General features: G+C 48.1%; 25 protein-coding genes and 1 riboswitch. Of the genes, 6 read left to right on the top strand and 19 right to left on the bottom strand.

The features are described 5' to 3' along the window. Positions 1-33: 33 nt before the first annotated feature. The 13 genes from KTH90_RS23760 to KTH90_RS23700 all read right to left on the bottom strand — a co-directional run bounded on the left by KTH90_RS23760 (position 34) and on the right by KTH90_RS23700 (position 15,166). Positions 34-774, bottom strand: a complete 741-nt coding sequence (locus KTH90_RS23760; protein WP_158354512.1) for a Stp1/IreP family PP2C-type Ser/Thr phosphatase — start codon at positions 772-774, stop codon at positions 34-36. Then, on the bottom strand, positions 771-1,859 hold the full coding sequence (gene rlmN, locus KTH90_RS23755) for a 23S rRNA (adenine(2503)-C(2))-methyltransferase RlmN (protein ID WP_158354510.1): 1,089 nt from the start codon (positions 1,857-1,859) through the stop codon (positions 771-773). The genes KTH90_RS23760 and rlmN overlap by 4 nt, the downstream gene beginning before the upstream one ends. Continuing rightward, entirely contained in the window at positions 1,849-3,207 is a 1,359-nt protein-coding gene (rsmB, locus tag KTH90_RS23750) for a 16S rRNA (cytosine(967)-C(5))-methyltransferase RsmB (RefSeq protein WP_158354508.1), read from the bottom strand. The genes rlmN and rsmB overlap by 11 nt, the downstream gene beginning before the upstream one ends. After that, positions 3,200-3,907 carry a zinc metallopeptidase gene (locus KTH90_RS23745; RefSeq protein ID WP_158354506.1) on the bottom strand — a complete coding sequence of 236 codons (708 nt, stop codon included), beginning with the start codon at positions 3,905-3,907 and terminating at the stop codon, positions 3,200-3,202. The genes rsmB and KTH90_RS23745 overlap by 8 nt, the downstream gene beginning before the upstream one ends. A gap of 331 nt (positions 3,908-4,238) precedes the next feature. After that, on the bottom strand, positions 4,239-5,171 hold the full coding sequence (gene fmt / locus KTH90_RS23740; RefSeq protein WP_158354503.1) for a methionyl-tRNA formyltransferase: 933 nt from the start codon (positions 5,169-5,171) through the stop codon (positions 4,239-4,241). Positions 5,172-5,178: 7 nt separating this feature from the next. Beyond that, positions 5,179-5,649 (bottom strand): peptide deformylase, encoded by a 471-nt coding sequence (gene def / locus KTH90_RS23735; protein ID WP_158354501.1) that lies wholly within the window; start codon positions 5,647-5,649, stop codon positions 5,179-5,181. 12 nt (positions 5,650-5,661) lie between these two features. Then, a complete protein-coding gene (gene priA, locus KTH90_RS23730) occupies positions 5,662-7,872 on the bottom strand; it encodes a replication restart helicase PriA (protein ID WP_238727554.1) in 2,211 nt (736 codons plus the stop codon). Positions 7,873-7,938: 66 nt separating this feature from the next. Then, positions 7,939-9,408, bottom strand: a complete 1,470-nt coding sequence (locus KTH90_RS23725; RefSeq protein WP_238727563.1) for a UDP-N-acetylmuramoyl-L-alanyl-D-glutamate--2,6-diaminopimelate ligase — start codon at positions 9,406-9,408, stop codon at positions 7,939-7,941. 216 nt (positions 9,409-9,624) lie between these two features. After that, positions 9,625-10,521 (bottom strand): sensor histidine kinase, encoded by an 897-nt coding sequence (locus tag KTH90_RS23720; protein ID WP_158354499.1) that lies wholly within the window; start codon positions 10,519-10,521, stop codon positions 9,625-9,627. Between the two features lie 10 nt (positions 10,522-10,531). Beyond that, on the bottom strand, positions 10,532-11,362 hold the full coding sequence (locus KTH90_RS23715) for an ABC transporter permease subunit (protein ID WP_238727553.1): 831 nt from the start codon (positions 11,360-11,362) through the stop codon (positions 10,532-10,534). After that, positions 11,355-12,512, bottom strand: coding sequence for a response regulator (locus tag KTH90_RS23710; protein ID WP_238727552.1), 1,158 nt, complete (start codon positions 12,510-12,512; stop codon positions 11,355-11,357). Before KTH90_RS23710 ends, KTH90_RS23715 begins: the two co-directional genes overlap by 8 nt. Positions 12,513-12,798: 286 nt before the next feature. Next, a complete protein-coding gene (locus tag KTH90_RS23705; protein WP_238727551.1) occupies positions 12,799-14,502 on the bottom strand; it encodes an aldose epimerase family protein in 1,704 nt (567 codons plus the stop codon). 10 nt (positions 14,503-14,512) lie between these two features. Continuing rightward, positions 14,513-15,166 carry an HAD hydrolase-like protein gene (locus KTH90_RS23700; protein WP_158354491.1) on the bottom strand — a complete coding sequence of 218 codons (654 nt, stop codon included), beginning with the start codon at positions 15,164-15,166 and terminating at the stop codon, positions 14,513-14,515. A 178-nt stretch (positions 15,167-15,344) separates the two neighbouring features. After that, positions 15,345-15,448: riboswitch (TPP riboswitch) on the top strand. A 34-nt stretch (positions 15,449-15,482) separates the two neighbouring features. Here KTH90_RS23700 and thiT point away from each other — a divergent pair. Further along, complete coding sequence (gene thiT, locus KTH90_RS23695) at positions 15,483-16,160, top strand: energy-coupled thiamine transporter ThiT (RefSeq protein ID WP_158354489.1); 678 nt, start codon at positions 15,483-15,485, stop codon at positions 16,158-16,160. Between the two features lie 180 nt (positions 16,161-16,340). On the opposite strand, the gene KTH90_RS23690 is transcribed toward thiT, so the two are convergent. Together KTH90_RS23690 and argS are read right to left on the bottom strand one after the other, a co-directional pair. Then, on the bottom strand, positions 16,341-16,574 hold the full coding sequence (locus KTH90_RS23690) for a hypothetical protein (RefSeq protein WP_158354487.1): 234 nt from the start codon (positions 16,572-16,574) through the stop codon (positions 16,341-16,343). A 31-nt stretch (positions 16,575-16,605) separates the two neighbouring features. Then, positions 16,606-18,375: an arginine--tRNA ligase gene (gene argS / locus KTH90_RS23685; protein WP_158354485.1), complete on the bottom strand. Its 1,770-nt coding sequence runs from the start codon at positions 18,373-18,375 to the stop codon at positions 16,606-16,608. A 272-nt stretch (positions 18,376-18,647) separates the two neighbouring features. Between argS and KTH90_RS23680 the strand changes: the two genes are divergently transcribed. Further along, a complete protein-coding gene (locus KTH90_RS23680) occupies positions 18,648-19,292 on the top strand; it encodes a flavin reductase (RefSeq protein ID WP_238727550.1) in 645 nt (214 codons plus the stop codon). 30 nt (positions 19,293-19,322) lie between these two features. Then, positions 19,323-20,228, top strand: coding sequence for a deoxyribonuclease IV (locus KTH90_RS23675; RefSeq protein WP_238727549.1), 906 nt, complete (start codon positions 19,323-19,325; stop codon positions 20,226-20,228). 52 nt (positions 20,229-20,280) lie between these two features. Here KTH90_RS23675 and KTH90_RS23670 read toward each other — a convergent pair whose 3' ends face one another. Then, positions 20,281-20,760, bottom strand: a complete 480-nt coding sequence (locus tag KTH90_RS23670) for a methylglyoxal synthase (RefSeq protein WP_158354481.1) — start codon at positions 20,758-20,760, stop codon at positions 20,281-20,283. A gap of 318 nt (positions 20,761-21,078) precedes the next feature. Between KTH90_RS23670 and KTH90_RS23665 the strand changes: the two genes are divergently transcribed. From KTH90_RS23665 to KTH90_RS23655, 3 genes are read left to right on the top strand one after another with little or no spacing between them, the layout of a single operon-like run. Beyond that, complete coding sequence (locus tag KTH90_RS23665) at positions 21,079-21,450, top strand: GntR family transcriptional regulator (protein WP_158354479.1); 372 nt, start codon at positions 21,079-21,081, stop codon at positions 21,448-21,450. A 34-nt stretch (positions 21,451-21,484) separates the two neighbouring features. Then, positions 21,485-22,183, top strand: a complete 699-nt coding sequence (locus KTH90_RS23660; protein WP_158354477.1) for an ABC transporter ATP-binding protein — start codon at positions 21,485-21,487, stop codon at positions 22,181-22,183. Further along, complete coding sequence (locus KTH90_RS23655) at positions 22,177-22,977, top strand: hypothetical protein (RefSeq protein ID WP_158354475.1); 801 nt, start codon at positions 22,177-22,179, stop codon at positions 22,975-22,977. Before KTH90_RS23660 ends, KTH90_RS23655 begins: the two co-directional genes overlap by 7 nt. A 71-nt stretch (positions 22,978-23,048) precedes the next feature. On the opposite strand, the gene KTH90_RS23650 is transcribed toward KTH90_RS23655, so the two are convergent. From KTH90_RS23650 to KTH90_RS23640, 3 genes are all read right to left on the bottom strand, one after another. Continuing rightward, positions 23,049-23,813, bottom strand: a complete 765-nt coding sequence (locus KTH90_RS23650) for a peptidoglycan recognition protein family protein (RefSeq protein WP_238727548.1) — start codon at positions 23,811-23,813, stop codon at positions 23,049-23,051. Between the two features lie 380 nt (positions 23,814-24,193). Continuing rightward, positions 24,194-25,648 (bottom strand): IMP dehydrogenase, encoded by a 1,455-nt coding sequence (guaB, locus tag KTH90_RS23645; RefSeq protein WP_158354473.1) that lies wholly within the window; start codon positions 25,646-25,648, stop codon positions 24,194-24,196. A 233-nt stretch (positions 25,649-25,881) separates the two neighbouring features. Then, positions 25,882-26,379, bottom strand: a complete 498-nt coding sequence (locus tag KTH90_RS23640) for a DUF6106 family protein (protein ID WP_158354471.1) — start codon at positions 26,377-26,379, stop codon at positions 25,882-25,884. Between the last annotated feature and the right edge of the window lie 191 nt (positions 26,380-26,570).

Below are 26,570 nucleotides of genomic sequence, written 5' to 3'. Positions count from 1 at the left end.
TGCATACAGGATTAGGGATGGATGAACTTACGTTCAGCCTTCCGCTTCCTCTATTTCTGGTTCTATAATGACAACAGATATGTTATCTCTGCCGCCACTTCTGTTCGCTTTCTGAATCAGTTCCAAAGCTTTCGCCTCTATATCCAGCGGCTGTCTCATAATCTGCCGGATCTGCTCATCCTCCAGCATGTTAGACAAACCGTCCGAACACATCAACACCAAATCCCCCAATGACAGCTTCCGGCTGAAAAAATCTATAATCACGCTATCATCCGCCCCGATCGCCCGTGTAATCACGTTTCGTTTCGGATGATTTCTGGCCTCTTCTTTGTTCAGTTCCCCGAGGCGCACCATTTCTTCCACTAGGGAATGATCCCTGGTAATCTGTCGGATGTCGTCACCGATCACATATAAACGGCTGTCTCCAATATTGGCCACATACAGATAATTTTTCAGCACGATGGCAACCACAAGCGTAGTCCCGCATCCGTTTTTGGTCTCGTCTTCCCTGGCCCGCTTTACCAGCTCCTGATTGGCAAAGTCGATAGCCTTTCTCAATATCCTGACCGGATTTGTATCCTCATCATGTCTGATCGCGTAGACCAGCCGTTCCACAGTATACTTTGACGCAAAGTCTCCGGCGTTGTGGCCTCCCATGCCATCGGCCACTACAAAAAGGTTCGGAAGATTTCCAACCGGATGTTCTGTTGCAAATACATAGTCCTGATTTGTCTGGCGTATCTCTCCGACATCAGTGATTGCAAATGCTTTCACATTTCTCCCCCACCTTTCTCTTCCTGTCTGTCTATGAAATGTTTGCGCAGCTGCCCGCAGGCGCCGTCAATATCTCTGCCCATTTCTCTTCTAATAGTAACATTTATTCCACATTTTTCAAGTTTATTTTTAAAATCCACCACTACAGTCCGGTCGGACTGGACATAATCCCGCTCTTTGATGGGGTTGACCGGTATCAGATTTACATGTCCATGGAGCGGTTTGACCAGTTTGGCAAGCCGGGCAGCGTCTTCTTTGGAATCATTGACCCCGCCCACCAGGCTATACTCAAATGTCATTCTTCTGCCCGTCTGTTCCCCGTAATAATCACATGCCCTTAACACCTCATCCAGGGCGTATTTGTTCGCCACCGGCATAAGCTCCAGCCGCTTTTCCTGACTGGATGCGTGCAGGGAAAGGGCCAGCGTAATCTGGAGCTTTTCCTCCGCCAGACGGTAGATATTCGGAACAATCCCGCAGGTGGAAACCGTAATATTCCTCTGGCTGATATGAAGCCCGTGTTCGTCGGTCAATATCTTAAGAAATGCCAGCAGATTATCATAATTATCAAGCGGTTCACCGGTCCCCATGACGACCACGTTGGACACCCGGGCTTTGGTGAGCGCCTGTATGCGATAGATCTGATCCAGCATCTGGGCAGGCGTCAGATTCCTGACCAGCCCGCCGATCGTCGATGCGCAGAACCGGCAGCCCATCTTACAGCCGACCTGGGAGGAGATACACACGGAGTTGCCGTGTTTATACTGCATCCAGACACTCTCGATGACGTTACCGTCTGGCAGCCGGAATAAAAACTTCTTCGTGCCGTCGATCTGTGATGTCTGCTCTTCTAATAGTTCCAGGGAAGTCCACTCACAGTTCTCCTTGAGTTTACCCCGCAGCTCCTTTGACAGGTTACTCATCTCGTCTATATCCGTAACCAGCTTTTCATGAATCCATTGATACACCTGCCGCGCCCGGAAAGATTTTTCGCCCAGCTCCTCCATGTATTCCGTCAACTGCGTCAGGTTCAGGGATTTAATATCCATCTTCCCCTTATTTTCCTTCTTCCCTCTATTCTCCATCTTTTCGTAACCTCGCCATAAAGAATCCATCTGCCCGGTGCACACCCGGAAGAAGCTGCAGATATCCCCGGGCCGTGGTACCGTTTCTTAACTCTTCACACAGATAAGGATCGATTTTTTCCAGATGAAATGGAAATTTGTTCAAAAACCAATCCAGATTCTCTTCATTTTCTTCTCTGTCTATGGTACATGTACTGTAAACTAGGACCCCGCCTTTCTTTACATAGTTATGTACCGTGCCTAGAATTTCTCTTTGAAGCCTGCAAAGCTCCTGCATCTGCCCGGGGCTCATATGATACTTTATATCCGGCTTTCTTCCCAGGACCCCCAGTCCGGAACAAGGCAGGTCAGCCAGCACCAGATCCGCCGTCTCCACCGCGGATTCATCCAAAACACAGGCATCCCACACTTGCGCCCGGATATTCGTAAGGCCGCTGCGCTGGATGTTTTCTTCGATCAATCCCACCTTGTAGGGAGTCAGGTCTCTAGCCGTCACCATGCCGGTATTCTCCATCAATTCCGCCAGATACAGGCTCTTTCCGCCCGGCGCGGCACAGACGTCATATACAATGTCCCCTTTTGCGGGGGCCGCAATACGGACAGCCAGCATAGAGCTTACGTCCTGCACCTGGAATAGTCCCTGCTTAAATTCCGGCAGAGCGCCCAGATGATCATAACCCCGGATTTCCATGGCCTCCTTTATATAAGGAGAAGGTATTGTCTCTATCCCCTGTAGATTCAGCTTATCCGCCAATTCTTCTGCGCGGATCTTCCCGGTGCTGCAGCGGATACAGGTCGGGCTTTCATCCAGGAATGCGCGCAGGATCTGTCCCGTGGTCTCAGGTCCAAAACGCGCAAGCCACATCTGCGTCAGCCACAATGGCTGGGAATACCGGATGCCCATATATTCCGCCGGATTTTCCTTCTCATCGGGATACCGGATTTCTGCCAGCCCCCGGGTTATACTTCGCAGCACGCCGTTTACGAATCCCGACAACCCCTGAAACCCCTTTTTTCTCGTTAACTTTACCGCTTCATTGCACACAGCAGAATCAGGAATGCTATCCATCCATTTTAACTGATAGACCGCACTCCTTAATATATTCCGGATCACCGGCTTCATCTTCTTAACTTTCACACTGGAGAATTGATCGATAATATAATCTATGAGAATCATCTGCTCCAGGGTTCCAATGGAAACCCTGGTGATAAAGGATCTCTCCTGTTTTCCCAGATACTGGTACTTGGATAAGACGTCACGGATCACCAGATGGCTGTGAGTCCCCTTCCCGGTGACTTCCATGAGAATTCCGAGCACCAGTTCTCTTATATTTACCGCATTAGTCACGGTTTCTTCCTCCGAACAGTAAGATTAGACGTAAGAGAGAAAGCATAGCAGCGGCGGCGCTGGCCACATAAGTCAGAGCAGCTGCCGACAGCACTTTCTTCGTACCATCCACTTCGTCTCCGGACAGTATCCCGGTAGATTCCACCATCTGTATCGCACGGCGGGACGCGTTAAATTCCACCGGCAGAGTGATCAGCTGAAACAAAACCGCCAGAGAAAACAAGATAATCCCGATGTCCACCAGTATCGCCCACTGAGAATTTACCCCAAAGATCAGTCCGATCAGAATCAGCGGCATGGACAGCCCGGAGCCTAGATTCGCAACCGGGACAAACGCGCCTCTGATTTTCAATGGAGCGTAACTCTTAGCGTCCTGGATGGCGTGCCCGCACTCATGGGCAGCTACTCCCACCGCCGCTACAGAAGGCGAACCGTACACAGAATCCGACAGGTTCAGCGTTTTATTTCTCGGATCATAATGATCCGTCAGATTTCCGGACACGTGCTGGATCTGCACGTCATAGATACCCGCCGCGTGTAATATCCTGGCGGCCGCATCTGCGCCGGTCATACCGGACATACTGCGGACTCTGGAGTATTTGGCATAGGTGGATTTTACTCTGGATGACGCCCACAGAGATAAGATAAGACCTATGATTACTAATATATAAGTTGGGTCCCAAAAATAATAAAAAGGCATGTAAACTTCCTCCTTTAATTTTACTTCCATGAATTTTTCTTATAGCTATGAGCACTTGTGCCCGTATTTTGGGCCTTACGTGCGATGCATGAAAAATAGTCAGCGAGGTTTTTTCGAGCGCTACTATTTTTTATTATACAACAGTCATACCCTAAAATCCTGGATTTCATAAATATTTCATAGAATTTTCAGGAAACATTTCTGATTTGAACTGAATGGGGACATGTCCAATCCGTTTGGACATGTCCCAAACTGGAATGGACATGTCCCAGACTGATTTGGACATGTCCCCAATAGGTCAATCGGGATGGATCAGCATTCACTTCATATTTCAGGAAGGCAGGACTACATGCTCTTTTACCGGATAACCTCTCAGGAACGCATCTGTAGCCATGCGTTTTTTGCCGGCCAGCTGTACCTCTTTTATAGAAAGCACACCATTGCCGGTCTGCACACAGACCGCATCTTTTTCTATTCTTATGATTTCACCTGGTTTTCCATCGCCAGTCTCATCTAATACTTCCGCATCCCAGATTTTTAAAACGGCCTGATCCAGGTTGGTATAAGCGCTGGGCCAGGGATTCAATGCCCGGATCAGACGCTCGATGGAAGCGGCATCTTTATTCCAGTCTATATTCCCCAGCTCTTTTTTCATCATTTTCGCATAACTGGTATGGCTCTCATCCTGTTTTTCGAATACCGCTGTCCCGGCTTCCAGCTGACGCAGCGCTTCCACACACAGCCCGGCTCCTACGACACTCAGCTTATCAAAGAGGCTGCCTCCCGTTTCCTTTTTATCAATGGGAACCTCCCGTTTCAAAATCATATCCCCGGTATCCAGACCTTCATCCATCCGCATGATGGTCACGCCGGTCTTGCTTTGACCGTCGATGATCGCCCACTGGATCGGCGCCGCTCCCCGATAGTCCGGCAGAAGGGAGGCATGTACGTTGACACAGCCGAATTTTGGCATCTCCAGCAGTTCTTTGGGCAGGATCTGCCCAAACGCCGCCACCACGAATACATCTGCCTGAAATTTGCGGATTTCCTCAATGCACTCCGCATTGCGCACCCGTACCGGCTGATAGACCGGTATGCCCAGTTCCAATGCTTTCTGCTTCACCGGGGAAGCAGAAAGCTGTTTGCTTCGGCCTTTGGGCTTATCAGGCTGTGTGACCACACCCACCACCTCGTATCCGGCCTCCGACAGTTTTTCAAGCGTTCCCACCGCAAAATCCGGCGTTCCCATAAATACAACTCTCATTACCGCTTCACTCCTCTTCTTCCGGGCCGTGAAGTTCCCCTTCCACCAGCTCCACGAACATTTTTCCTTCCAGATGGTCCGTCTCATGACAGATGGCCCGGGCCAGAAGTCCGGTTCCCTCTATCTCATAAGGTTTCATATTTTCATCATAAGCCATAGCCTTGACATAATCCGGCCTCGTCACCTGGCCGTACTGTCCGGGCAGACTTAAGCATCCCTCGTCACCGATCTGTTCCCCGCTCGTTTCCAGGATCTTTGGATTGATCATAACCAGCGGATTATCGTCGTCCACATCAATCACCACGATCTGCTTTAAGATCCCTACCTGAGGGGCGGCCAGTCCGACACCGTATTCTGAATACATGGTTTCAAACATATCATCGATAAGCTCCCGGATTCTTGGGGTCACCTCTTTGACCTCCCGGCACTTTTTCGTAAGTACCTCATCGCCCATTACTCTTATTTTCCGAATTGCCATTTCGTTCACTCCTTAACCTGCATGCATTGGATTAAAATCAAACTGCATATTTATTTTTTCAAGAAGCGGCTGCTCCTTCGCAAACCGTTCCAGATGATCTTTTACCTCTGTCAGTGTATCATATTTTTTATGTTTTAGGTAGATCACTTTTTTATAGATATCGTTAATCCTGGCCACGGCAGGTTCCGCCGGACCGATCACCGTAAGTCCCTCCAGATCCCGGGGCACCTGTTGGATCAACACATCGGCAGCCTGGCTGAGTTCTTCCTGGTCTGCCCCGGACAAAAGCACGGCCAGCAGATGGGCAGCCGGCGGATAGCCGGAAATCGTGCGGTACAGAATCTCCTGCTGGTAAAACTCTTCATAATTCTGGGCCGCAGCCGTCACCACCGCATAATGCTCCGGCTGGTAAGTCTGGATCACAACCTCACCGGGCACATCTCCTCTGCCAGCCCTCCCTGCTGCCTGCGTCAGCAGCTGAAATGTGCGCTCACTGCTCAGATAATCTCCCGTATACAACGACAGATCCGCCGCGATCACTCCGACCAGTGTCACCGCCGGAAAATCATGCCCCTTCACAATCATCTGTGTTCCTATCAGAATATCCGCCTCCCTGTTCGCAAATGCAGCCAGGATTTTTTCATGCCCGTCCTTATTTCTGGTCGTATCCGCGTCCATTCTGAGAACTCCCGCCTCTGGATACTGCTTTTTCAAAAGCTCCTCAATCTGCTGCGTTCCGGCCCGAAAACCGCCGATATACGGGGAACCGCATTCAGGGCACTTCTTCACCGCCGGCTCCTCATAGCCGCAGTAATGGCAGACCAGCCTGCCATGATTATGCATGGACAATGAGACATCACAGTGGGGGCATTTCATCACATGTCCGCAGGAACGGCAGGACACAAACCCCGCGTAACCTCTGCGGTTCAGAAACAACATTACCTGCTCTTTCTTCAGCAGCCGGTCCTGGAGCAGTTCCTGAAGCCTGGCGCTGAAGATCGACCGGTTCCCACTTCTAAGTTCTTCCCGCAGATCTTCCACGTATACGTGGGGCAGCGCATTTTTCTTTGCCCGGTCCGTCAGCCGGAATAAGCCAAATTCTCCCCGGAGGGCTTTATAATAGGAATCCACACTGGGCGTCGCCGACCCCAGCACCACCATAGCCCCTTCCGTCTCAGCCCGGTGGATGGCCACGTCCCTGGCATGATAGCGGGGTACATTTTCACTTTTGTAGGTCAGTTCGTGTTCCTCGTCTATAATCACCACACCCAGGTTGGGAAATGGGGTAAACAGCGCGGATCTGGGACCGATCATCACGCTGATTTCCTTATTTTTCGCCCGCTCGAACTGATCATACCGCTCTCCCGCTGACAGTCTGGAATTCATAATCGATATCCGGTCTCCGAACCTTTGATAAAAACGCAGAACCGTCTGAAATGTAAGCGCGATCTCGGGAATCAGAACGATGGCCTGCTGCCCGTCGGCCACTACACGGGCAATGATTTCCATATATACTTCCGTCTTACCGCTGCCCGTCACCCCATGCACCAGATAGGTACGCCGAAATCCGCGCCCCCAGTCTTCTGTTACCTGGTCAACGACGGCCTGCTGCTGGTCATTTAACACTACCCGTTTCTCCTGCCGCTCTGCCGGCCGCACCGGATTCCGGTATAACTGTTCTGTCTGTATACACAGGATTCCCTGTTCCTCCAGAGCCTTTATCACCGCCGGGGTAATATGCAGCTTCTTCGTCACCAGCTCATAGTTGAGCTCCGGCTGATGTATAAGCTCCTGCACCAGCCGGGCCCTTGCCGTACAGTGTTTTCGATTCAGTTCATCAAGATAGGCCTGTGTCTGGTCTGCAGACAGGTTTAGCCGGATCAGACGCTTTTTCTGCGCTTTTATCTCCTTTTTGATCGGTATTACCGTTTTCAGCGCCTGGATCATGGTGGAACCATAGCGCTCCCTCATCCAGGCAGCCAGTGCAATCAGCCTGGACTCAATGGGAACCCTGCCCGGAACGATCTGTTTGATGCTTTTGATCTTCACAGGATCATAAGCCGGCCGGTCCGTAGTCTCCACCACATATCCCCGGATCAGCCGGTCTCCTCTGCCAAACGGGATCTCCACTTCCACCCCCGGAACGATTCTTTCCTCCATCTCTTCCGGTACCCGGTACTGGAATGTCCGGTCCAGTTTTTCATTCGTTATATCAACTATCACATCGGCATAAACCGCCACCTGCTCACCTCATTTACTCTGCTGTACATCCATGTTGCTGCACGTTCCCTATGACACGCTTTCGCCCTGCTGTATAATTTCCCGGATAATGACCCGCTCGTCCATCGGATACTTCACCCCGCAGATCTCCTGGTAATCCTCATGTCCCTTCCCTGCCAGAATCAGAATGTCTCCCTTCTGCCCATGGCGCAATGCCCAGGCGATCGCCTCCCTGCGGTCCGGAATCTCTATATAAGCGCCGTCGGTCTTTTCCATACCGGTCCTGATATCCGCAATAATCTCCTCCGGCTTCTCATATCTGGGATTATCTGAAGTAATTACCGTAAAGTCCGAAAGTTTTCCTGACATTTCCCCCATCTCATAACGCCTCAGTTTCGAGCGGTTCCCCCCACATCCGAACAAGCACACCAGGCGGTGGGGCTCATACTCCCGCAGTGTCGTCAACAGACTTTGAAGGCTCATCGCGTTGTGCGCATAATCTATCATCACCGTAAAGTCCCAGGGGCCCGGAACAACTTCCACTCTGCCCTTCACCTTCACCGTCTTAAGCGCCCTGCCCATCACATCTGCAGGCAGCTTCAGCTGCGCGCAGGCCGCGATGGCTGCCATCGCATTATAGACACTGAACTTGCCCGGAATATCCACCTTCATCCGCGATTCCAGCCGGCCGCTCACCTGAAACTGGATACCAGGCGCGCCATCCTCCTGATACAGCTCCAGATCTGATGCAAGATACGCATTCTCCGGCCCCATTCCATAGGTAACCACCTCACAGGTATGTCCGCGCAGGATCAGATCCAGATATTCATCGTCACCGTTTACCACACCAACGCGGCACTGACGGAACAGTCTGCTCTTACACTGTGCGTACTCCGCGAAATCCTTATGCTCCGCCGGTCCTATATGGTCCGGCCCCAGATTTGTAAAAATACCGATATCGAACAAAATCCCCGCCGTCCGCTGAAGCTTCAGGCCCTGGGACGACACTTCCATAATCACATACCCGCAGCCGGCCTCCACCATCTTCGCCAGCAGTTCCTGAATCAGATAGGATTCCGGCGTCGTATTCCCGGCGGCCTGCTCCTCATCTCCCACAGCGGTCACGATCGTCCCCATCAGACCGGTCTGATACCCCGCATTTTTCAACATTTCCCGCAGCATATAGGCCACCGTCGTCTTCCCCTTCGTCCCGGTGACACCAATTAGTTTCATCTTTTCAGCCGGATAACCAAAATAAGAAGCCGAAATCAGCGCCAGTGCATAGCGGCTGTCCCTGACCTGGATCACCGTAACCCCATCCGGGACCTGGATCTTTCGTTCCGCCACAATCACTTTGGCGCCTCTGCTTACAATCTCCCCGATCAGATCGTGGCTGTCCGCCCGGTTTCCCTTAATGCACACAAACAAATCTCCCGGTTCAATCTCTCTGGTATCATAACGGACCGCCCTTACCCGGACATCCGTGACCCCGGTCTCGCAGCGGTACTCAAGCCTCTCCAACAATTTATCTAACTCTATCATTTAAACGCCTCCGGCATCTTTCTACTATTTTATGTGTTATCCTTACATAGGATACCATACCCAAACAAGAATTCCTAGACCGATTTTATGCCCGGAAAACCCGTTTACCGTATATTCCAAGTAAAAACAAAAAAGCCGGATTCAAAAGACGCTTCCCCCGGCGGACTTCAAATCCGACGGGAAAGAATCCCTGAACCCGGCCTGCGCTGCACCTCAGTCCCGCACTGCAAAATCTAACATAATCGTCAGCTGATCTCCAGCATACACAGCCCGAATACTCCCTCCCAGCTGTTCGGTCAGGATCTTTGCGATAGACAGCCCAAGCCCCGCTGAACCGCGTCCGTTCTCAACGGTAAAAAACCGGTCGAACAGTCTCCCTGCCGATATGGAATCCAGGGCCTTTGAGGTGTTGGTAAATGAAATACTGCCGTTTTGATCCATAGTGATCCTCAGATCATTGTCACTGTATTTGATCGCATTGCTGATAATGTTTTCAAAAATCCTGGACAGGGCTCTTCGGTTCATGCTGCGTATGACCTCTGTGGACGGCATGGAAATCACCGGAACGATATTTTTCTTCCTGAACGCTCCATAGAAAGCGGCAATGGACTCCTCCAGGACTGCGTTTATGCTGACCGCTTCCTCAGGATTGTCCTCCCTGACAGACATGATGATAGAATACCGGAACAGCTCTTCGGTCAGCTGTTTCAGTGCCTGGGTCCGGTTCTGTATCATATTCAGGTAACGGGATACCTGCTCATTTGTCTCTTCCCGTTTTGCAAGATCCAGGTAGCCGCAGATGGCGGTGAGTGGAGTACGAAGATCATGGGATATGTTGGTGATGGCTTCTTTGAGTTCCCTGTCTCCGTGCTGATAACGGTGGCGTTCCTTGCGCAAAAGCCGCAGCTGCTGATTGATGGCTGCTGCCAGATGCCGGATACTGGAATCGCTGCTGGAAATATCGATCAGGATATTCGTATCGGTTTTTACCCTGTCGTCAAACTCTTCACAGATTTCATTTACCGCCTTTTTCAATTGCAGGATATAGAGGAGCAGCAGCGCGATGATCAGTGTGAGTATCCCGCACAGGGCATATAACCAGATATCCATAGGTTCTCCTTTATTTCAGATCTTTTTTTCGAAATGCCAGAATTCCCACCGTATTCGTAACCAGGATCACCCCCAGGGAGTATAACAAAAGCGGCCAGTAATAGAGTGCGCTCATTCTGGAGAGTTGAAGTGACTGGCCGGAAGGCATCAGGTCGATCACAAACTGGCTCACGGTTCTTTTAAAACCTTCTATATAATAAGGGTTTGGTCCTCTGGTCACTACATATTCCCCATCGACCATATTGTAGAGTTCTGTGATCTCGGGCTCCGCCAGCCGCAGGATCAGATAGGCGCACAGACACATGATAACCACCACACCGATCAGGCTGATGACGGATGCCGTCGTCTTGTTTCCCAGCAGCATGGTAAACAGGTTAAAAATAGCGGCATAGGAAACCATGACCAGCAATCCGTCCAGAATCATAGCGAGCAGAGTATCCGGCGGAATCTGAAAACCGCCGAATATCGGTATCCCGACGGCGCAGATGAGGATACCGTAGATCAGATTCAACACGATACCGGCAAGGGCACAGGTAATAAAATTAGCCAGATAGATCTGCATCCGGCCATGTCCCACAACCAGTTTATTGCGGATCGTACCGTCACTGTATTCCGTTCCTATGAAAATGCTGCACAGGACTGCCATAATAAAACCGGCTACCGTAATCACGCCTCCCAGTCCATAACCGCTTAGAAGCAGCATGTCAACGGCGACTCCTATTCCGTAATAATTACAGAACAGGCAGGCCGCAACTGCATAGACTGCCATAAAACCGGCACATACAAAAAGTATTCTGCTTTTGAAAAGCCTGCTGAAATTAGCATTTAACAGCTTATTCACGGCTGTCACCTCCCATCAGGCTCACATAATAGCTCTCCAGGGACTCGTCGTGTTCGTGAAGCGAGGTGATCTCGCAATGTTCCGCCTCCAGGGCGACCGCAAGCTTAGTGATATTTACGCTGCCGAAAATATCGGCCTGCCCATCATCCAGAATCGTATATTCCAGCCCCATACGGTCCAGCACCCGTGCCAGAACGGCGGCATCCGTCACTTTCAGGCGCATACATTTGCGGCAGGCTGCCTCCAGTTCTTCCGCATTGATTTCCTTTACCATATGTCCGTTGTCGATGAAGCCGTAATGAGTAGCCAGCCTAGAAAGTTCATCCAGAATATGGCTGGAGATGAGAAATGTTATCTGATGTTCCCGGTTAAGCTTCAGGATCAGTTCCCGGATCTCTATGATTCCCTGGGGATCCAGGCCGTTCACCGGCTCATCCAGCACCAGGAAGTCAGGATCTCCCGCCAGGGCAATCGCGATTCCCAGCCGCTGGCGCATACCCAGCGAAAAATTCTTGATTTTTTTGTTACCGGTATCGGATAGTCCCACCAGCTTCAGAAGCTCTGTTACCCCGGCAAAATCCGGCAGCCCCAAAACACGGTATTGCTCCCTGATATTTTCCTGGGCAGTCAACTCCAAATAGACCGACGGCGTCTCCACCACCGGATTCTGCAGCAGCAGTTTTAAAATGGCATATTCCGTCTTGGTCAGCCTGATCATATGTTCCCCGTGTTGAACCTGATGTGTATCCACATGGAGAGTCAGATCTTCAAAGGTCAGGACCGGATGGCTCACATACAGCGCCGCATTCCTAAGCTGCACCGAAATCCTCGCCAGCAGCTCTCCCGTATCAAATGGTTTTGTAACATAATCCACAGCTCCTCCCAGCAGCAGCTTCACTTTATCCTGGGCATCCGCCTTTGCGCTCAGAATGATCACCGGTATCCCTCTGATCTGCGAAAGCACATCCTCTCCGCTTCGGCCGGGCAGCATCAGATCCAGCAGAATCAGATCCGGCCTGGTTTTCGTGAGGAGCAGCAGTGCCTCCGTGCCGGAATACGCCCGCAGGACCTGGTAGCCTTCCCGCCGCAGCAGTTCTTCCAGCATATCACCAATATATACATCGTCATCAATTACCGCAATTTTCATCATATACGCGATCCTTTTTATCTGTCCTTAAAAATGGCATGCTTTGTACTTCCTCATTTCATGTTATAGTCTTAGTATAGTTGATTCAGATCTTGAAATCAATTTATTTAATTTTTAGAAATCTTTTAGAAATTTTCTTTTTCTTTTATACTCTGGTCATACTTTAAACATATTTACCTCTTATAATAATATTTAGATAGTTGATCACACACTCACTATCTCCCCCCTCATAAAAATGTAAGAAACGCCCCATAGCCGGGGCGTTTCTCATTTTATTCTTTTCCACACATCAGCATATCTCAATCGTATATTCCGCCCGGAAGCTTTCCTCAAACCCCAAGCTCCGTATACCTGCCTTTTCCGCCAGCTCTCCGGTAAATCCAGCATCGTCGCATCTGCCGAACCAGGGCTCCAGGCAGATAAACGGGGCCCCCTGGGCCGACCAGATTCCCAGATACGGAAAATCTTCGCAGATCAGATTCACATACGGCGTACCGTCCGGGAACTCAATCCCCGCTCTTTTAATCTGCTGCCCTTCGAAGATCAGCGCATCACGGGCAAAGGTATGCTCATCGATGGTATACACTCCATCGGAAAGCTCCAGTGGATACGTCTTACTCATATCACACAACCCCTCTGCGTTCAGAAGCCGGTACACAGGGCGCTTACCCTCCCCCAGCCGAATCTTCCAGCCGGCGCAGCCTAAAGCCGAATCTACAGGCAGCTGAAATGCCGGATGTCCGCCAACACTGAAATACATCGTGCTGTTCCCGTAATTCGTCACCTTCCACGCCACCTTCAGCCGGTTGCCTTTTAAAGTATGCGTAACCTTCAGCCGGAACAAAAACGGATAGACCATCATCGTATCATCGTTGGCTTCCAGTGTATGGCTGACAAAATCAGGCCCCTGATCCTTCAGTTCAAATGGTAAATCCCGGGCAAATCCGTGCTGTCCGGAAGGATATTCCTTACCATGATAGCGATAGACATTACCATTCACCTTTCCAATAAAGGGAAACAAAATAGGCGCGTGTCTCTTCCAATAAGCAGGATCTCCCTCCCAGATTACTTCTCTTTTATTATATTTATCATATATCCTGGTGAGTTCCGCTCCCAGATCATCCACCTCGATCAGCAGCCTGTCATTTTCCATTCTCCTGCGTCCTTTTGCCATAGAGCACTCTCCTTCCTTTTTACTTCTATTGCCACGCATCATCACCAAAACCAGAGCTCCTGTCACCCATGCGGCCGCGACAGCCAGATAAGAAACTGCCGGATTCTCCAGAATACGCCCAAGCGGCGTCTCCGTCATTAGAACGGAAAACAGGTTTGCCGTGCAGTGCGCTGCCACCGGCGCCTTAATGGAGCCATATACCTCATACAGGTAAGCGAAAATAAGCCCCAGAAGAAACGCATAGACAAACTGCAGAACATTCCCGTGCAGTAATCCGAAAATAAAAGCACTGCATAATATACCATTAAAACGCCCGGTGTATTCCCGCAATCTGCTATACACAATACCCCGGAACAACAGCTCTTCTGCCAGCGGGGCCGCCACGATCACATTCAGCAGCACAATCCATTTATTCCCTCCGTAAAGAGTACTCAGGACTTCCTTCCCCTGGGGAAACCAGACCGGCAGAGGGCTGAAAGCGATCAGTCCATTGAATCCGACACAACCGCAGACCGCCAGCAAAACAACCCAGAAACCGGAAATTTTCCCATACATGGCCCTTTCGTGCAGTCCCTGCTCCTCATCCCGCCGAAAAATCATCCACATAACCGGGAGCAGCAATACATTGCTAACCAGCAGGATCACATTGCTGTATTCCCTGACCAGCTCATATTCGCGGCCGGCATCCTCCCCTGCAGCCAGCGTTGCCACTGCGAATATACCAGCCCCGGCGAGCGTCACCACCACTTCCGCCAGATACTTGATTCCCAGCGGATAGAGCAGCTTCCAGATTCTTACGTATACCGGTTCTTTTCCCATCCGCTCCTCCTCATTTTAATAAAAGCTGTGTCAGCTCTTCCACCGAATTCACAATCCAATCCGCATGCGCTCCGGCCAGTTCTTCATAACCGCCATATCCGTAGGTAACCCCAATAGAGGCCACACCTGCTTCCACGGCTCCGATCACATCATGTTTCCGGTCCCCGATCATCACAACCCTGTCCTTATTCTTCTCGTCGATCTGCAGCCGGCAAAACACCTCCCCGATCACCTCACTTTTCCGAGTCCTGCTGCCGTCCATCTCACTGCCCACGATCTCCGTAAAATATCCGGTAATCTCAAAATAATCCAATATTTTCTCCACAAAGAGAGTCGGTTTGGAAGATGCCACCGCCAGAACTTTCCCCTCCTGGGAAAGCTTCCGCAGCATATCGGCTACACCGGGATATATCTTATTCTCTTTCCACCCGTTCACTGAGAACCGCTCTCTGTACTTCCATACCGCTTCTTCCCCTTTATCCTCATCAAAACCGCAATACTCCATAAACTGCTCTTTCAACGGCGGACCGATAAAGGGTTCCAGCTTCGAAAGGTCCTCCTCCTCAATCCCAAAATATTTCAGCGCATACTGCACGCTTTTCGTTATTCCTTCCTTCGGATCTGTCAAAGTGCCGTCCAAATCATACAAAATAATATCAAACATATAAAGTTCCTCCTCAGCCAATCCTATCTTCTGCGAAAATAAATTTGTTTTCATCATACCATATTGGTCTTGAAAATGATACCTTGCTTTGAGGGGTGGCGGAAACTTGGTGGCGGGAACTTAGCATGATATATTGACAAATCTTGAATGAGTCCCTATAATAGTGCCGTAGATAGTGATATACGGCTAGGGGAGCATTTGGCTGAGACAATGCATTTTATGCATGAACCCTCATTACCTGATCCGGTTAATACCGGCGTAGGGAAGCACCAAAGTGGACTCCTCCTGTACGTTTTTACACGAAGGAGGTTTTTTTATGAGTTTTTTTGCAAATCTTGTGGATGATGGCTACGGTACCATGATCTACGAACTGACTACCGCCGGATATGTGGCTTTATTTGCTGTTTTGCTTATTCTGGTGGCGGCTATTGGACTGATCGGTAAGAATAAAAGACAGCAGCATGCAATTAAGACAAAGCAGCTTGTCTTTTCTGCGCTGGCGATCGCTTTGGCTACGGTTACTTCTATGCTGAAATTGTTTGATATGCCCATGGGTGGTTCGGTTACCTTGTTCAGTATGATGTTTATCTGTCTGATCGGTTATTGGTATGGTGTGAAGGTTGGCTTGATGACCGGTGTGGCTTATGGGCTGCTGCAGATGCTGATTGATCCTTATATTATGACGCTTCCGCAGCTTCTGCTGGATTATATTCTGGCTTTTGGGGTTCTGGGACTCTCCGGGCTGTTCAGTAATAAGAAACATGGCCTGTTTTTGGGGTATCTCGTGGGCGTCTTCGGCCGGTTTTTCTGCTCGGCTCTGTCAGGTATCATTTTCTTCGCTTCTTATGCACCTGAAACGATGCATCCGGTTGTGTATTCTGTTCTGTATAATGCTTCGTATATGGGGGCTGAAGCCCTTTTGACAATAGTACTTATGTCTATTCCACCGGTGAAGAAGGCTTTGCAGTATGTGAAACAAATGTCCAACAATTAATTTTTTATCGTTTTGTACGCTTACCTTATCGATTTGTACGCTTACTTTTTGGTCATATGTTTTGTATTTTATATTAAATATGAAGGACGCAACGCGGGATGATAAATTTAGTTCCCGCCTGCGTCCTTCTATTTTCAATTCTTTATTCTTTATTTTCAGATTTCCTGTCGGTCTTTGGCTTTATTCCAGCCCGAATATTTGAGCCAGAACATCGATGATGATTTCGTTGGTGCAGGATTTTACAAATCCCATCATGTCCAGCATTACCTCATCGTTTTTCTGTGCCTCGCTCAGCTCTTTGCTGTGCTTCACTTGTTCCAGCCTCTCTATTAACTGGGGAGTCAGATCTTCATAGACTTCCAGTGTGGTTTCCGTCACCAGGTTTGCCAGTTCTTTCCTGCTTCCAGGTATCATTTTGATGATTCCTTTCCTTTGTTAAGAATGTCTACATGCGTTCCGGGGCTTCGAAACCCAGCAGGTCGATGCAGGTTTCCAGTACGTTTCTGGTCAGGAGCAGTAAAGCCAGCATTCCTTCTTTTCTGGCCTGATCTGCTTCTCCCAGGATTTTGGTTTCGTGGTAGAAGGAGTTAAAGGCATTGGCCAGTTCATAGATATACGCGCAGACTTTGTGGGGCGCGTGATCCGCATAGGCAGTCTCGATCGCCTGGATGAATCCGGTCAGGGACAGCATCAGATTTTTTTCGCTCTCATTTGCGGGTTCTCCGATTGTGAGGTTATCAAGGGTTCCCCCCTGCGCCATGTATTTTTTCAGAATAGACTTGATCCGCACTATGGTATATAGAATGTACGGGCCGGTGTCGCCTTCAAAAGAGGTAAAGCGCTCCACATCAAAGACGTAGTCCTTGGAAGCCTGATTGGACAGATCCCCATACTTGATCGCGGAGAGTCCGATGATTCTGGCTGTCTCCTGGGCGTCGATGTCCTCGGCTGTGTTTCTGTTCTCGCTGATCTTTTTAAACATCTGGTTATTGATATCTCCGATCAGGTCTTCCAGACGCATCACGCCGCCTTCTCTGGTTTTAAACGGCTTTCCGTCCTTGCCGTTCATGGTTCCGAATCCCAGGAACGTAAGTTTGGTATCCGCTTCCACCAGCTTTGTTTTTTTCGCGCAGCGGAATACCTGTGTGAAATAAAGGTCCTGGCGTTTATCTACTATATATAAGATTTCATCGGGATGGAACAGTTTCATACGCTCTACAATGGTGGCCAGGTCTGTCGTATTGTAAAGAGAAGCGCCGTCGGATTTCAGGATCATACAGGGCGGAATCTCCTTGGTATCGCTGTCCTCTTTGACGTCTACCACCAGCGCGCCGTCACTTATACGGGCATAACCGTTGTCTTTCATATATTGAACCATGTCCGGAATATAGGGCTGGGCATCGGATTCCTTTTTCCAGAGATCAAAGGTCACATTTAATTTTTCATAATTCTTCTTCAGATCTGATACGGATACATTCAGGATGTGATTCCATAAGGCGATATATCCCTGATTACCGTGCTGCAGCTGGTAAGTAGCCTCCATAGCCTCTTCCTTATAGGCCGCGTCTTCTTTCGAGCGGGCGCTGGCAGCCGGATAGATCTCTTCCAGCTCGCTAATCGTAAACGGCGGCTCCGCCGGATACTCTCCTGAATAATAGGGATCGAAGTATACCAGTCCTGGTTTCCGTTTCTTCAGTTCGGTGATGATTAGTCCCATCTGAAGTCCCCAGTCGCCCAGGTGAACGTCCCCTATCATGTTATGTCCCACGAAACGGCCGATTCTCTTGATGCTCTCTCCTATAATCGCAGAGCGCAGATGCCCTACATGAAGAGGCTTGGCCACATTGGGACCGCCGTAATCCAGTACGATCGTCTTGGGATGGGCGGTTTTCTCAAAACCTAAGTCTTTTTCCCCGCTCATCTGGTTCAGATAGTTGATCAGGAATTCACCGTTCAGCTTCATATTTATAAATCCGGGCTTTACCGCTTCGACCATCGAAAATGCAGCGCTGTTTTTTAATTGTCCCACTACATCTTCCGCGATCTGAATCGGAGCCTTTTTGTACTTTTTCGCAGCGGCCATGGCACCATTACACTGATATTCGCACAAATCCGGGCGATTGGACAGATTCACTTTTCCATAGGAAGCATCATATCCGCCGGCGGCAAATGCTCCCGAAAGTTCTTCTGTAATCAGATCTAAGATTTTTTTCATAGGTTCCTCCTGTAATTCTTGTTTTTGACGGCCCTTTGGCCTTATTTACCACATCTTTCAAGATTATAATATGAATGACCTTTTTTTTCAACCAGGTTCTTTAATTTCTAACGATACAGCAATAAAAAAGTGCTGATCGCCCGGCATAAATCTGATAAAATACTGTATAATAAAATTTATGTTAAAAACTTTGAAAACTTCTTGCTATTTTTCCAGTTTATGTTATAATTTCAGTAATGATTACTGTTATTATAAAATAAGGAGGAAGTATTATGAACGTTAATGTATTTCACAATCTGTCTTATGGGGTCTATATTGTCTCTACTCTGGATGGAGACCGTCCTACGGGCTGTGTCGCAAATAGTATTATGCAGATCACTTCTTCTCCTGCTACCGTAGCAGTGAGTATGAATCACGATAATTATACAAATTCTTGTATGAAACGAAACGGAACATTTGCAGTGTCTATCCTTTCAGAGGAATCCGATCCGGGTATTATCGGCACTTTCGGTTTTCAGTCCGGAAAAAATGCAGATAAGTTTGCTGCCGTAGACCATGTAATGAAGGATGATCTCCCTGTTGTCTCTGATGCCTGCGGTTATCTGACCTGCCGGATCATCGATACCATGGAAACCAGTACCCATACGGTGTTTTTGGCTGAGATCATGGATGGGGATCTGCTTATGAACGTACCTGCTATGACCTATTCCTATTATCATAAAGTGGTGAAGGGCAAGAGTCCGAAGAATGCGCCGACCTATATTCCAGAAGAAAAGGAGGCCGGTTCAAAAGCCACCTATGTGTGCAGTGTGTGCGGATATGTGTATGACGGCGAGGTTCCCTTTGAAGAACTCCCGGAGTCCTATGTCTGTCCGATCTGCAAACAGCCCAAATCTAAATTTGTAAAAAAAGACTGAGTACCTGGATGTACGTATGGAGGCAAACGAATGTTGAAAATAGGTTCCCATGTAAGTATGAGCGGCAAGGATATGTTTTTAAATTCTGCCAGAGAAGCCGTTTCCTATGGATCGGATACGTTTATGGTATATACAGGAGCGCCTCAGAACACGAGGCGAAAGCCTGTTGAGGAACTGAATATCAGAGCCGGCTGGGAATACATGAAGGAACACGGGATCGATGATATCATTATCCACGCCCCTTATATTATTAATCTCGGTAACTCCGTAAAGCCGGAAACCTTCGAGCTGGCAGTGGATTTTCTGGCCGAGGAGCTGCGCCGCAGCGAGGCCATGGGAAGCCGGATTCTGGTACTGCATCCCGGCGCTCATGTAGGTGCAGGTACAAAGACTGGAATCAATCAGATCGTAAAAGGACTGAACGAAGTGCTGTGCGCGGACACCAAGTGTAGGATCGCTCTGGAAACTATGGCCGGTAAAGGTTCCGAGATCGGTAAAACATTTGAGGAATTGGCCCAGATCTACGACGGGGTAACGTATAACGATAAATTAAGGGTCTGCTTCGACACCTGCCACACCAACGATGCCGGATATGACATTATTCATGATTTTGAAGGGGTCATCGATCAGTTTGATAAAGTATTGGGGAAAGATCAGATTGCCGTCTTTCATATTAACGACAGTAAAAATATAGCCGGTGCAGCCAAAGACCGGCATGAAAATCTGGGGTTCGGCACGATTGGTTTCGATGCGCTGCATCGTATCGTCCATCATTCTGATTTTTTGGACATTCCCAAAATCCTGGAAACGCCCTGGGTCCCCCTTCCCGATGACAAAAAGACCGTATTTCCTCCCTACAAATATGAAATCGAAATGCTGCGTTCCGGCACCTTTGACCCGGAAGTTTTGGACAAGATCTTACAGCAGTCCCGATAATATAACTCTGGAAAATAAGAGAACTCTGAAAGCTTCTGCTTACAGAGTTCTCTTATTTTTTGAACTGATTCATACGGTCCTGGATGGTTTTGTTATAATTGATCACCATGCGGTCGTATTCTGTGTTCATATACCTGGATGTCAGCATAAAATCCGCTGTCGCCCGATTGTTGGCAATGGGAATATCATAGACCACTGCGATACGCAGCAACGCCTTCACATCCGGATCATGGGGCTGTGACTCCAAGGGATCCCAGAAAAATACGACAAAGTCTATATTTCCTTCTACAATCCTGGAACCGATCTGCTGATCACCGCCCAGCGGCCCGCTGTTATAACCCTTGACCGGAAGATCCGTCTTTTCTGAAATCAATCTGGCCGTGGTACCCGTACCACACAGGAAATGGTTCTTCAGGATTTCCTTATTCTCTTCCACCCATTCTACCAGCTCCGCCTTCTTGCTGTCATGGGCGATCAGCGCGATGTGCTTCTGCCTTCCGATGGTAAATGGAATGTAATCATCCTTAATCATCTGGCTTCCTCCTTTCTAAAACATATATTTTTTATCGCTATGAGCACTTTGCGGCTGTTTTATGCCGCTTACGTGCGATGCATGAAAAATAGTCAGCGAGGCTTTTTCGAGCGCTACTATTCTTTATTATAATATGTTCTTTTGTCTTCCACAATCCCCATTCTGACGATTTTTCCTTTTTCTTCCTTGCCACCTTCCACATGTTTGCCAAACATATCCAGTAAATTGCAAAAACCCTATTGACAAAATTTCATTTCAAATGTACTATTGTATTAAGTTAATAATACAGTTAATCCACACGCACAAGGAGGTGTAAGAATGACATGGATGCTGAATTCTGATCGCCCTATTTATGCTCAAATTATAGAAAAGATACAAACGGACATTGTCTCCGGCATTTACCACGCAGGCGACAAACTCCCTTCTGTCCGTGAACTGGCCGCGCAGGCTTCTGTCAATCCCAATACAATGCAAAAAGCCTTATCTGAACTGGAACGTGACGGTTTACTCTATTCCCAGCGTACCAGCGGCAGATTTATAACGGAGGATCGGGAAATGATACAAAATATGAAACAAGAACTAGCCAAAGAGCAGATCTCATTATTTCTGGAAAAAATGAATAATCTGGGATTTAAAAAGGAAGAGACTTTCCAATTTATTCAGCAGGTACTGGGGGAGGAAAAAAATTGAACAGGACGCAGCTTGCGCGTCACAGGAGGTTAACATGAGCAATATTATCGAATGCCACGGACTGACCAAGGTTTATGAATACAAGGCCGCGCTTTCTGAGGTCGATCTGAATATAGAACGGGGACGAATCGTCGGACTTCTGGGCCCCAATGGAAGCGGAAAAACCACGATGATCAAACTGATCAACGGTCTTCTGTCCCCCACGTCCGGTGAGATACTCATCGACGGGAAGGCTCCCGGGGTAGAGACCAAAAAAATGGTATCCTATCTGCCGGAACGGACTTATCTGAACGACTGGATGCGGGTTTGCGAAATCATTGATTTCTTCGGAGATTTTTATGCGGATTTCGACAGAAGCCGTGCCAAAGAGATGCTTCATCATTTGGATATCGACACACATGATAAATTAAAGACCATGTCCAAAGGGACTAAGGAAAAAGTACAGCTGATTCTGGTAATGAGCCGGGATGCGGACCTGTATTGTCTGGATGAGCCCATCGGCGGTGTGGACCCAGCGGCCAGAGATTATATTCTGCAGACCATTATTCAGAACTACCGCACCGATTCAACCATCCTTATCTCCACCCACCTGATTTCAGATATTGAGAATATTCTGGATGATGTGGTGTTTATTCAGAACGGTAAGATACGGTTAACTACCGAGGTGGATGATATCAGATTCAAACAGGGAAAATCTGTGGACACCCTGTTCCGGGAGGTATTCAAATGTTAGGAAAATTAATTAAATATGACCTGATCTCTGTATCTAAAATCCTGTTTCCCCTACATCTGGCACTTCTCGTGGTTACCGTTCTCGGAAGGCTGTCCATCGCTCTGAAGCTGCCTCAGAATGCTCCGATTGTCGGAACCTTGATGGTAATGTTATATATATTTGGAATCATTGCCATCGGTATTATCACGATTGTGGTTCTGGTGATGCGCTTTTACAAGAATCTGTTTACCAGCGAGGGATATCTGATGCATACCCTTCCGGTAAAAGCTTCCCAGCATCTGAACTCCAAATTAATTGTAGCGGTGTTATGGAGTATACTGGACTGTGTTTTTATTATTTTTTCTATCTTTATTCTTCTGGTAAATCAGCCATGGCTGAATCATATATCTGCCGCTGATTGGGCAGAACTGAAAGCGGTCTTTTCCACCATGTTTTTGGGCGGCGGAAACGAAATGATTTCAATATTGATATTATGCCTGTATATGTTAATTGCTAATATTTATTTATTCTTATCCTTTTATGCATCCATTTGCATCGGCCAGCTGATGAATAAGCACAAGGTTTTAGGTTCTTTTCTTGCCTATCTCGTCATCTATGTGATAAGCCAGATTTTCAGCGTCATCTCCATGCTGGTTTTCGGCCTGTCGACTCTGAAGGGATTACCGGTGCAGACTATGACATTTGAATACTATCGCAGCATTATGGCATTAAGTATTGTAGAGACCCTGGTTTTTATCATAATTTTCTATCTGCTTTCCAACTATCTGATTTCCAGAAAGCTGAATCTGGATTAGATATTCCTTCTATAAGAGTTCAAAAAACCTTTCGTCCCGGATCTGCCGGAGACGGAAGGTTTTTATAGGTTTTATGCGGGTGAAGCGGTTGGAACAACTCCATTTTCTTCTATATAAGATACAACATCTTTTTTAAACTTTATCCAGGCATCCTCATCCTCGACAAAGTATTTCGGACAATCTTTTCCCGTCACATCATAGTGCCGGATCACATCATTGATGCCCAGTTCAAATTTCCCCATCAAAAAGGCGGTAAGCTCAACAAGCGAATCATAAGTAGCCTCCGTAAATTTCCCGTCCACATCCGGGTGGCAGCACTCGATAGAAACCGTGTCATGATTCCTGTCGTTGGACGCATAGGCGATCTCCGAGGTGGGTACACACTGAATGATCTCCCCATCCATACCAATTACAAAATTACTGCTGACATTCGTTTCCCCGGAATCCTTCAGGCCTTCAAAATAGTCCCTGTTATTCTGAGCCGTAGTTCCCGGATTCGCGGTATAGTGGATCACAATACCGGTAATCGGATCCGTAGGGGTCTGAGGCCTGGAATACGGATTTGGAGTAAGCAGCTGTACATCCAGGTTCGGTCTCTTTGTCACTGCCTTCGTCATTTTCCCTTCAGACCGGCTTTCTGTCACAGGAGCATCTCCCACCGGAGTCAGCCACTTCGTAACCGCCACAATGATTGTGACAACTACAGCCAACACTGCTATAGCCGACAGCGCATGCAGCAGCATTTCTTTGCGCTTCTTTTGTTTTTTGGCTGTCCGGGCGTTTTCATACAGCATCACCCTCGTCTGCTTCTTATAGAGTTCTTTTTCCGGCAGCATAGCGGCTCCCCTTTTCTATTGTTACTATTTTTTTATCGCTATGAGCACTTAGTGCCTGTATTTAGGCACTTACGTGCGATGCATGAAAAATAGTCAGCGAGGTATTTTCGAGCGTTACTATTTTTTATTATAGCGGATAAACCGGTAAAATTCATCGTGCAAAATATGTCTATTTCCTTAATTTTTTCTGAATTCGTCAATCGTTTCTCCCTGTGACGTCAACTGCCCGCTATATCTCTACTCACCGATCGAAGCAAAAGACCTGCAGCCAAAGCCAGATTTTCTCTGTACTTTACAGGCTGCAGGTCATACTTCCTTTTACTGTTTCCTTCTATATATAATATATCAAGCTGATATTGCTGTCTGTCACCGCTTTTTGTTTACTCGTCTATGCTATAGTTCGGGGCCTCTTTGGTCACATGAATATCATGAGGATGGCTCTCCTTCAAGGATGCTGCAGAAATCTTGACGAATTTCCCGGATTCTTTCAGCGTCTCAATATCTCCAGCGCCACAATATCCCATACCGGACCTCAATCCGCCGACCAGCTGGAAGATGGTGTCTTCCACCGTGCCCTTGTATGCGACACGGCCTTCCACGCCCTCCGGAACCAGTTTCTTGGCATCCTCCTGGAAATAACGGTCCTTACTGCCCTTTTCCATGGCCGCAATAGAACCCATACCGCGATACACTTTATATTTCCTTCCCTGATACAATTCAAAGGTACCGGGGCTTTCATCACAGCCTGCCAGCATACCGCCCAGCATGCATACACTGCCGCCGGCAGCGATCGCTTTCGTCAGATCACCGGAGTATTTGATACCGCCGTCGGCAATAATCGGGATACCGTATTCCTTAGCCACCTGATAGCAGTCCATCACAGCAGTGATCTGAGGAACGCCGATACCTGCGACCACACGCGTAGTACAGATAGAGCCAGGACCGATTCCGACCTTTACGGCGTCCACGCCGGCTTCGATCAATGCTCTGGTCGCATCTCCCGTAGCTACATTTCCTGCGATCACCTGCAGATCCGGGTATTTCTCCTTGATCATCCGTACAGAACGCAGCACATTCTCCGAATGCCCATGGGCGGAGTCACAAACGACCACATCCACCTTGGCCTCCACCAGCGCATCAATCCTCTCCAGCACATTGGAGGTAATGCCAACTGCCGCTCCGCATAGCAGCCGCCCCTGGGAATCCTTCGCTGACAGCGGATATTTGATCTGTTTTTCTATATCTTTAATGGTAATTAAACCCTTCAGGTTAAAATCATCGTCAACGATCGGCAGTTTCTCTTTTCTGGCTTTTGCCAGGATCTTCTTCGCCTCATCCAGAGTGATCCCTTCCCTGGCGGTAATCAATCCCTCTGACGTCATGGACTCTTTTATCTTTTTGGAGAAATCGGTCTCGAATTTCAGATCCCGGTTTGTAATGATCCCGACCAATTTCTTTCCCTCCGTGATCGGCACGCCGGATATTCTGAACTTCGACATCAAATCATTGGCATCCTCCAGTGTATGTTCCGGGGATAAATAAAAGGGATCTGTTATGACCCCATTCTCAGACCTCTTAACCTTGTCCACTTCTTCAGCCTGATCCTGGATACTCATGTTCTTATGGATAATTCCGATACCACCCTGTCTCGCCATCGCTATGGCCATCCGGTGCTCGGTCACCGTATCCATCCCCGCACTCATAATCGGAATGTTCAGCTGTATGGATTTTGTCAATTTTGTCGTCAAATCCACCTGGTTGGGAATCACCTGTGAATATGCCGGAACCAGCAGCACATCATCAAATGTTATTCCCTCTCCAATGATTTTACCCATTTCATTTCCTCTCTTTCTTCTATATGGTAATTTTATACTTAATGTTATTGTTCCCTAGTCTAGCAAAAAACCCATGGTCTGTCAACTGCATTTTCTGGGGCGGGAACTGCGGCATGCAGGGATTGGAACTGCGGCAGGGCCCTCTGAAAATCAGGCACCTTTCCATGAAAAAAGTTTCCACCTCTCCGATCTATCCGATTCTGACGGCTGATTTCGAAAAGGAGGAAACTATATTAGATTATAATTTTTCTGGGGGCCATACTCTTCATGGCCTGAAGAATCTTATCGTTGGGTTCGAACAGAATCTTCAGAAGCTCCTGATCGCCCTCCACCACCATTCCATATATTTTATGATCCGGAATACCGCTTGAGAAATCCAGGGTCTTCATCTGTTTGCTGCGGTAGGAATCGAAATCATGGGAATTGTACGGGGCTACCAGTTCCGTTCTGGAGAGTTCAAAACTACCCATCTTCTTTCTCTTACTTTTGGACATTATCTTGTCCACATCCATCTCACCATTTACAAATAAATATTCAAACTCTACATCCCAGCGGGGAAATACAAAATAATCTACAATTCCAAGAATTACTCCGGCAATTAATAAGATCGGTGAGGCCAGCACGCCCATTACAAATGCCGCTACGGTTATGCCCAGCATAACACCCTTTGCCACTACCAACAGCGTTGGGGTCTTTCTTTTAACAATATGTTCGAAATACAAGTCACTCATCCGTTAACCTCCAAAATATTACATATTATGTACATTATATCAAATCCTGCTGACTTTTAAAGTGTTTTTTTCAATTTCTGGTCCATTTCCTGTTTTATTGTTACTATTCACGGCCAATGTCAGTTAGTTAAGCTCATAGGGTATTCAATCTATGAGGGTCTAACTAAAATTTAAAAATTTTGTATCATTTT

The sequence above is a fragment of the Diplocloster modestus genome (assembly GCF_019042245.1).
Classification (GTDB): domain Bacteria; phylum Bacillota; class Clostridia; order Lachnospirales; family Lachnospiraceae; genus Diplocloster; species Diplocloster modestus.
The sequence above is the reverse complement of the archived record's forward strand: the minus strand, read 5'-3'. Positions and strand labels throughout refer to the sequence as shown.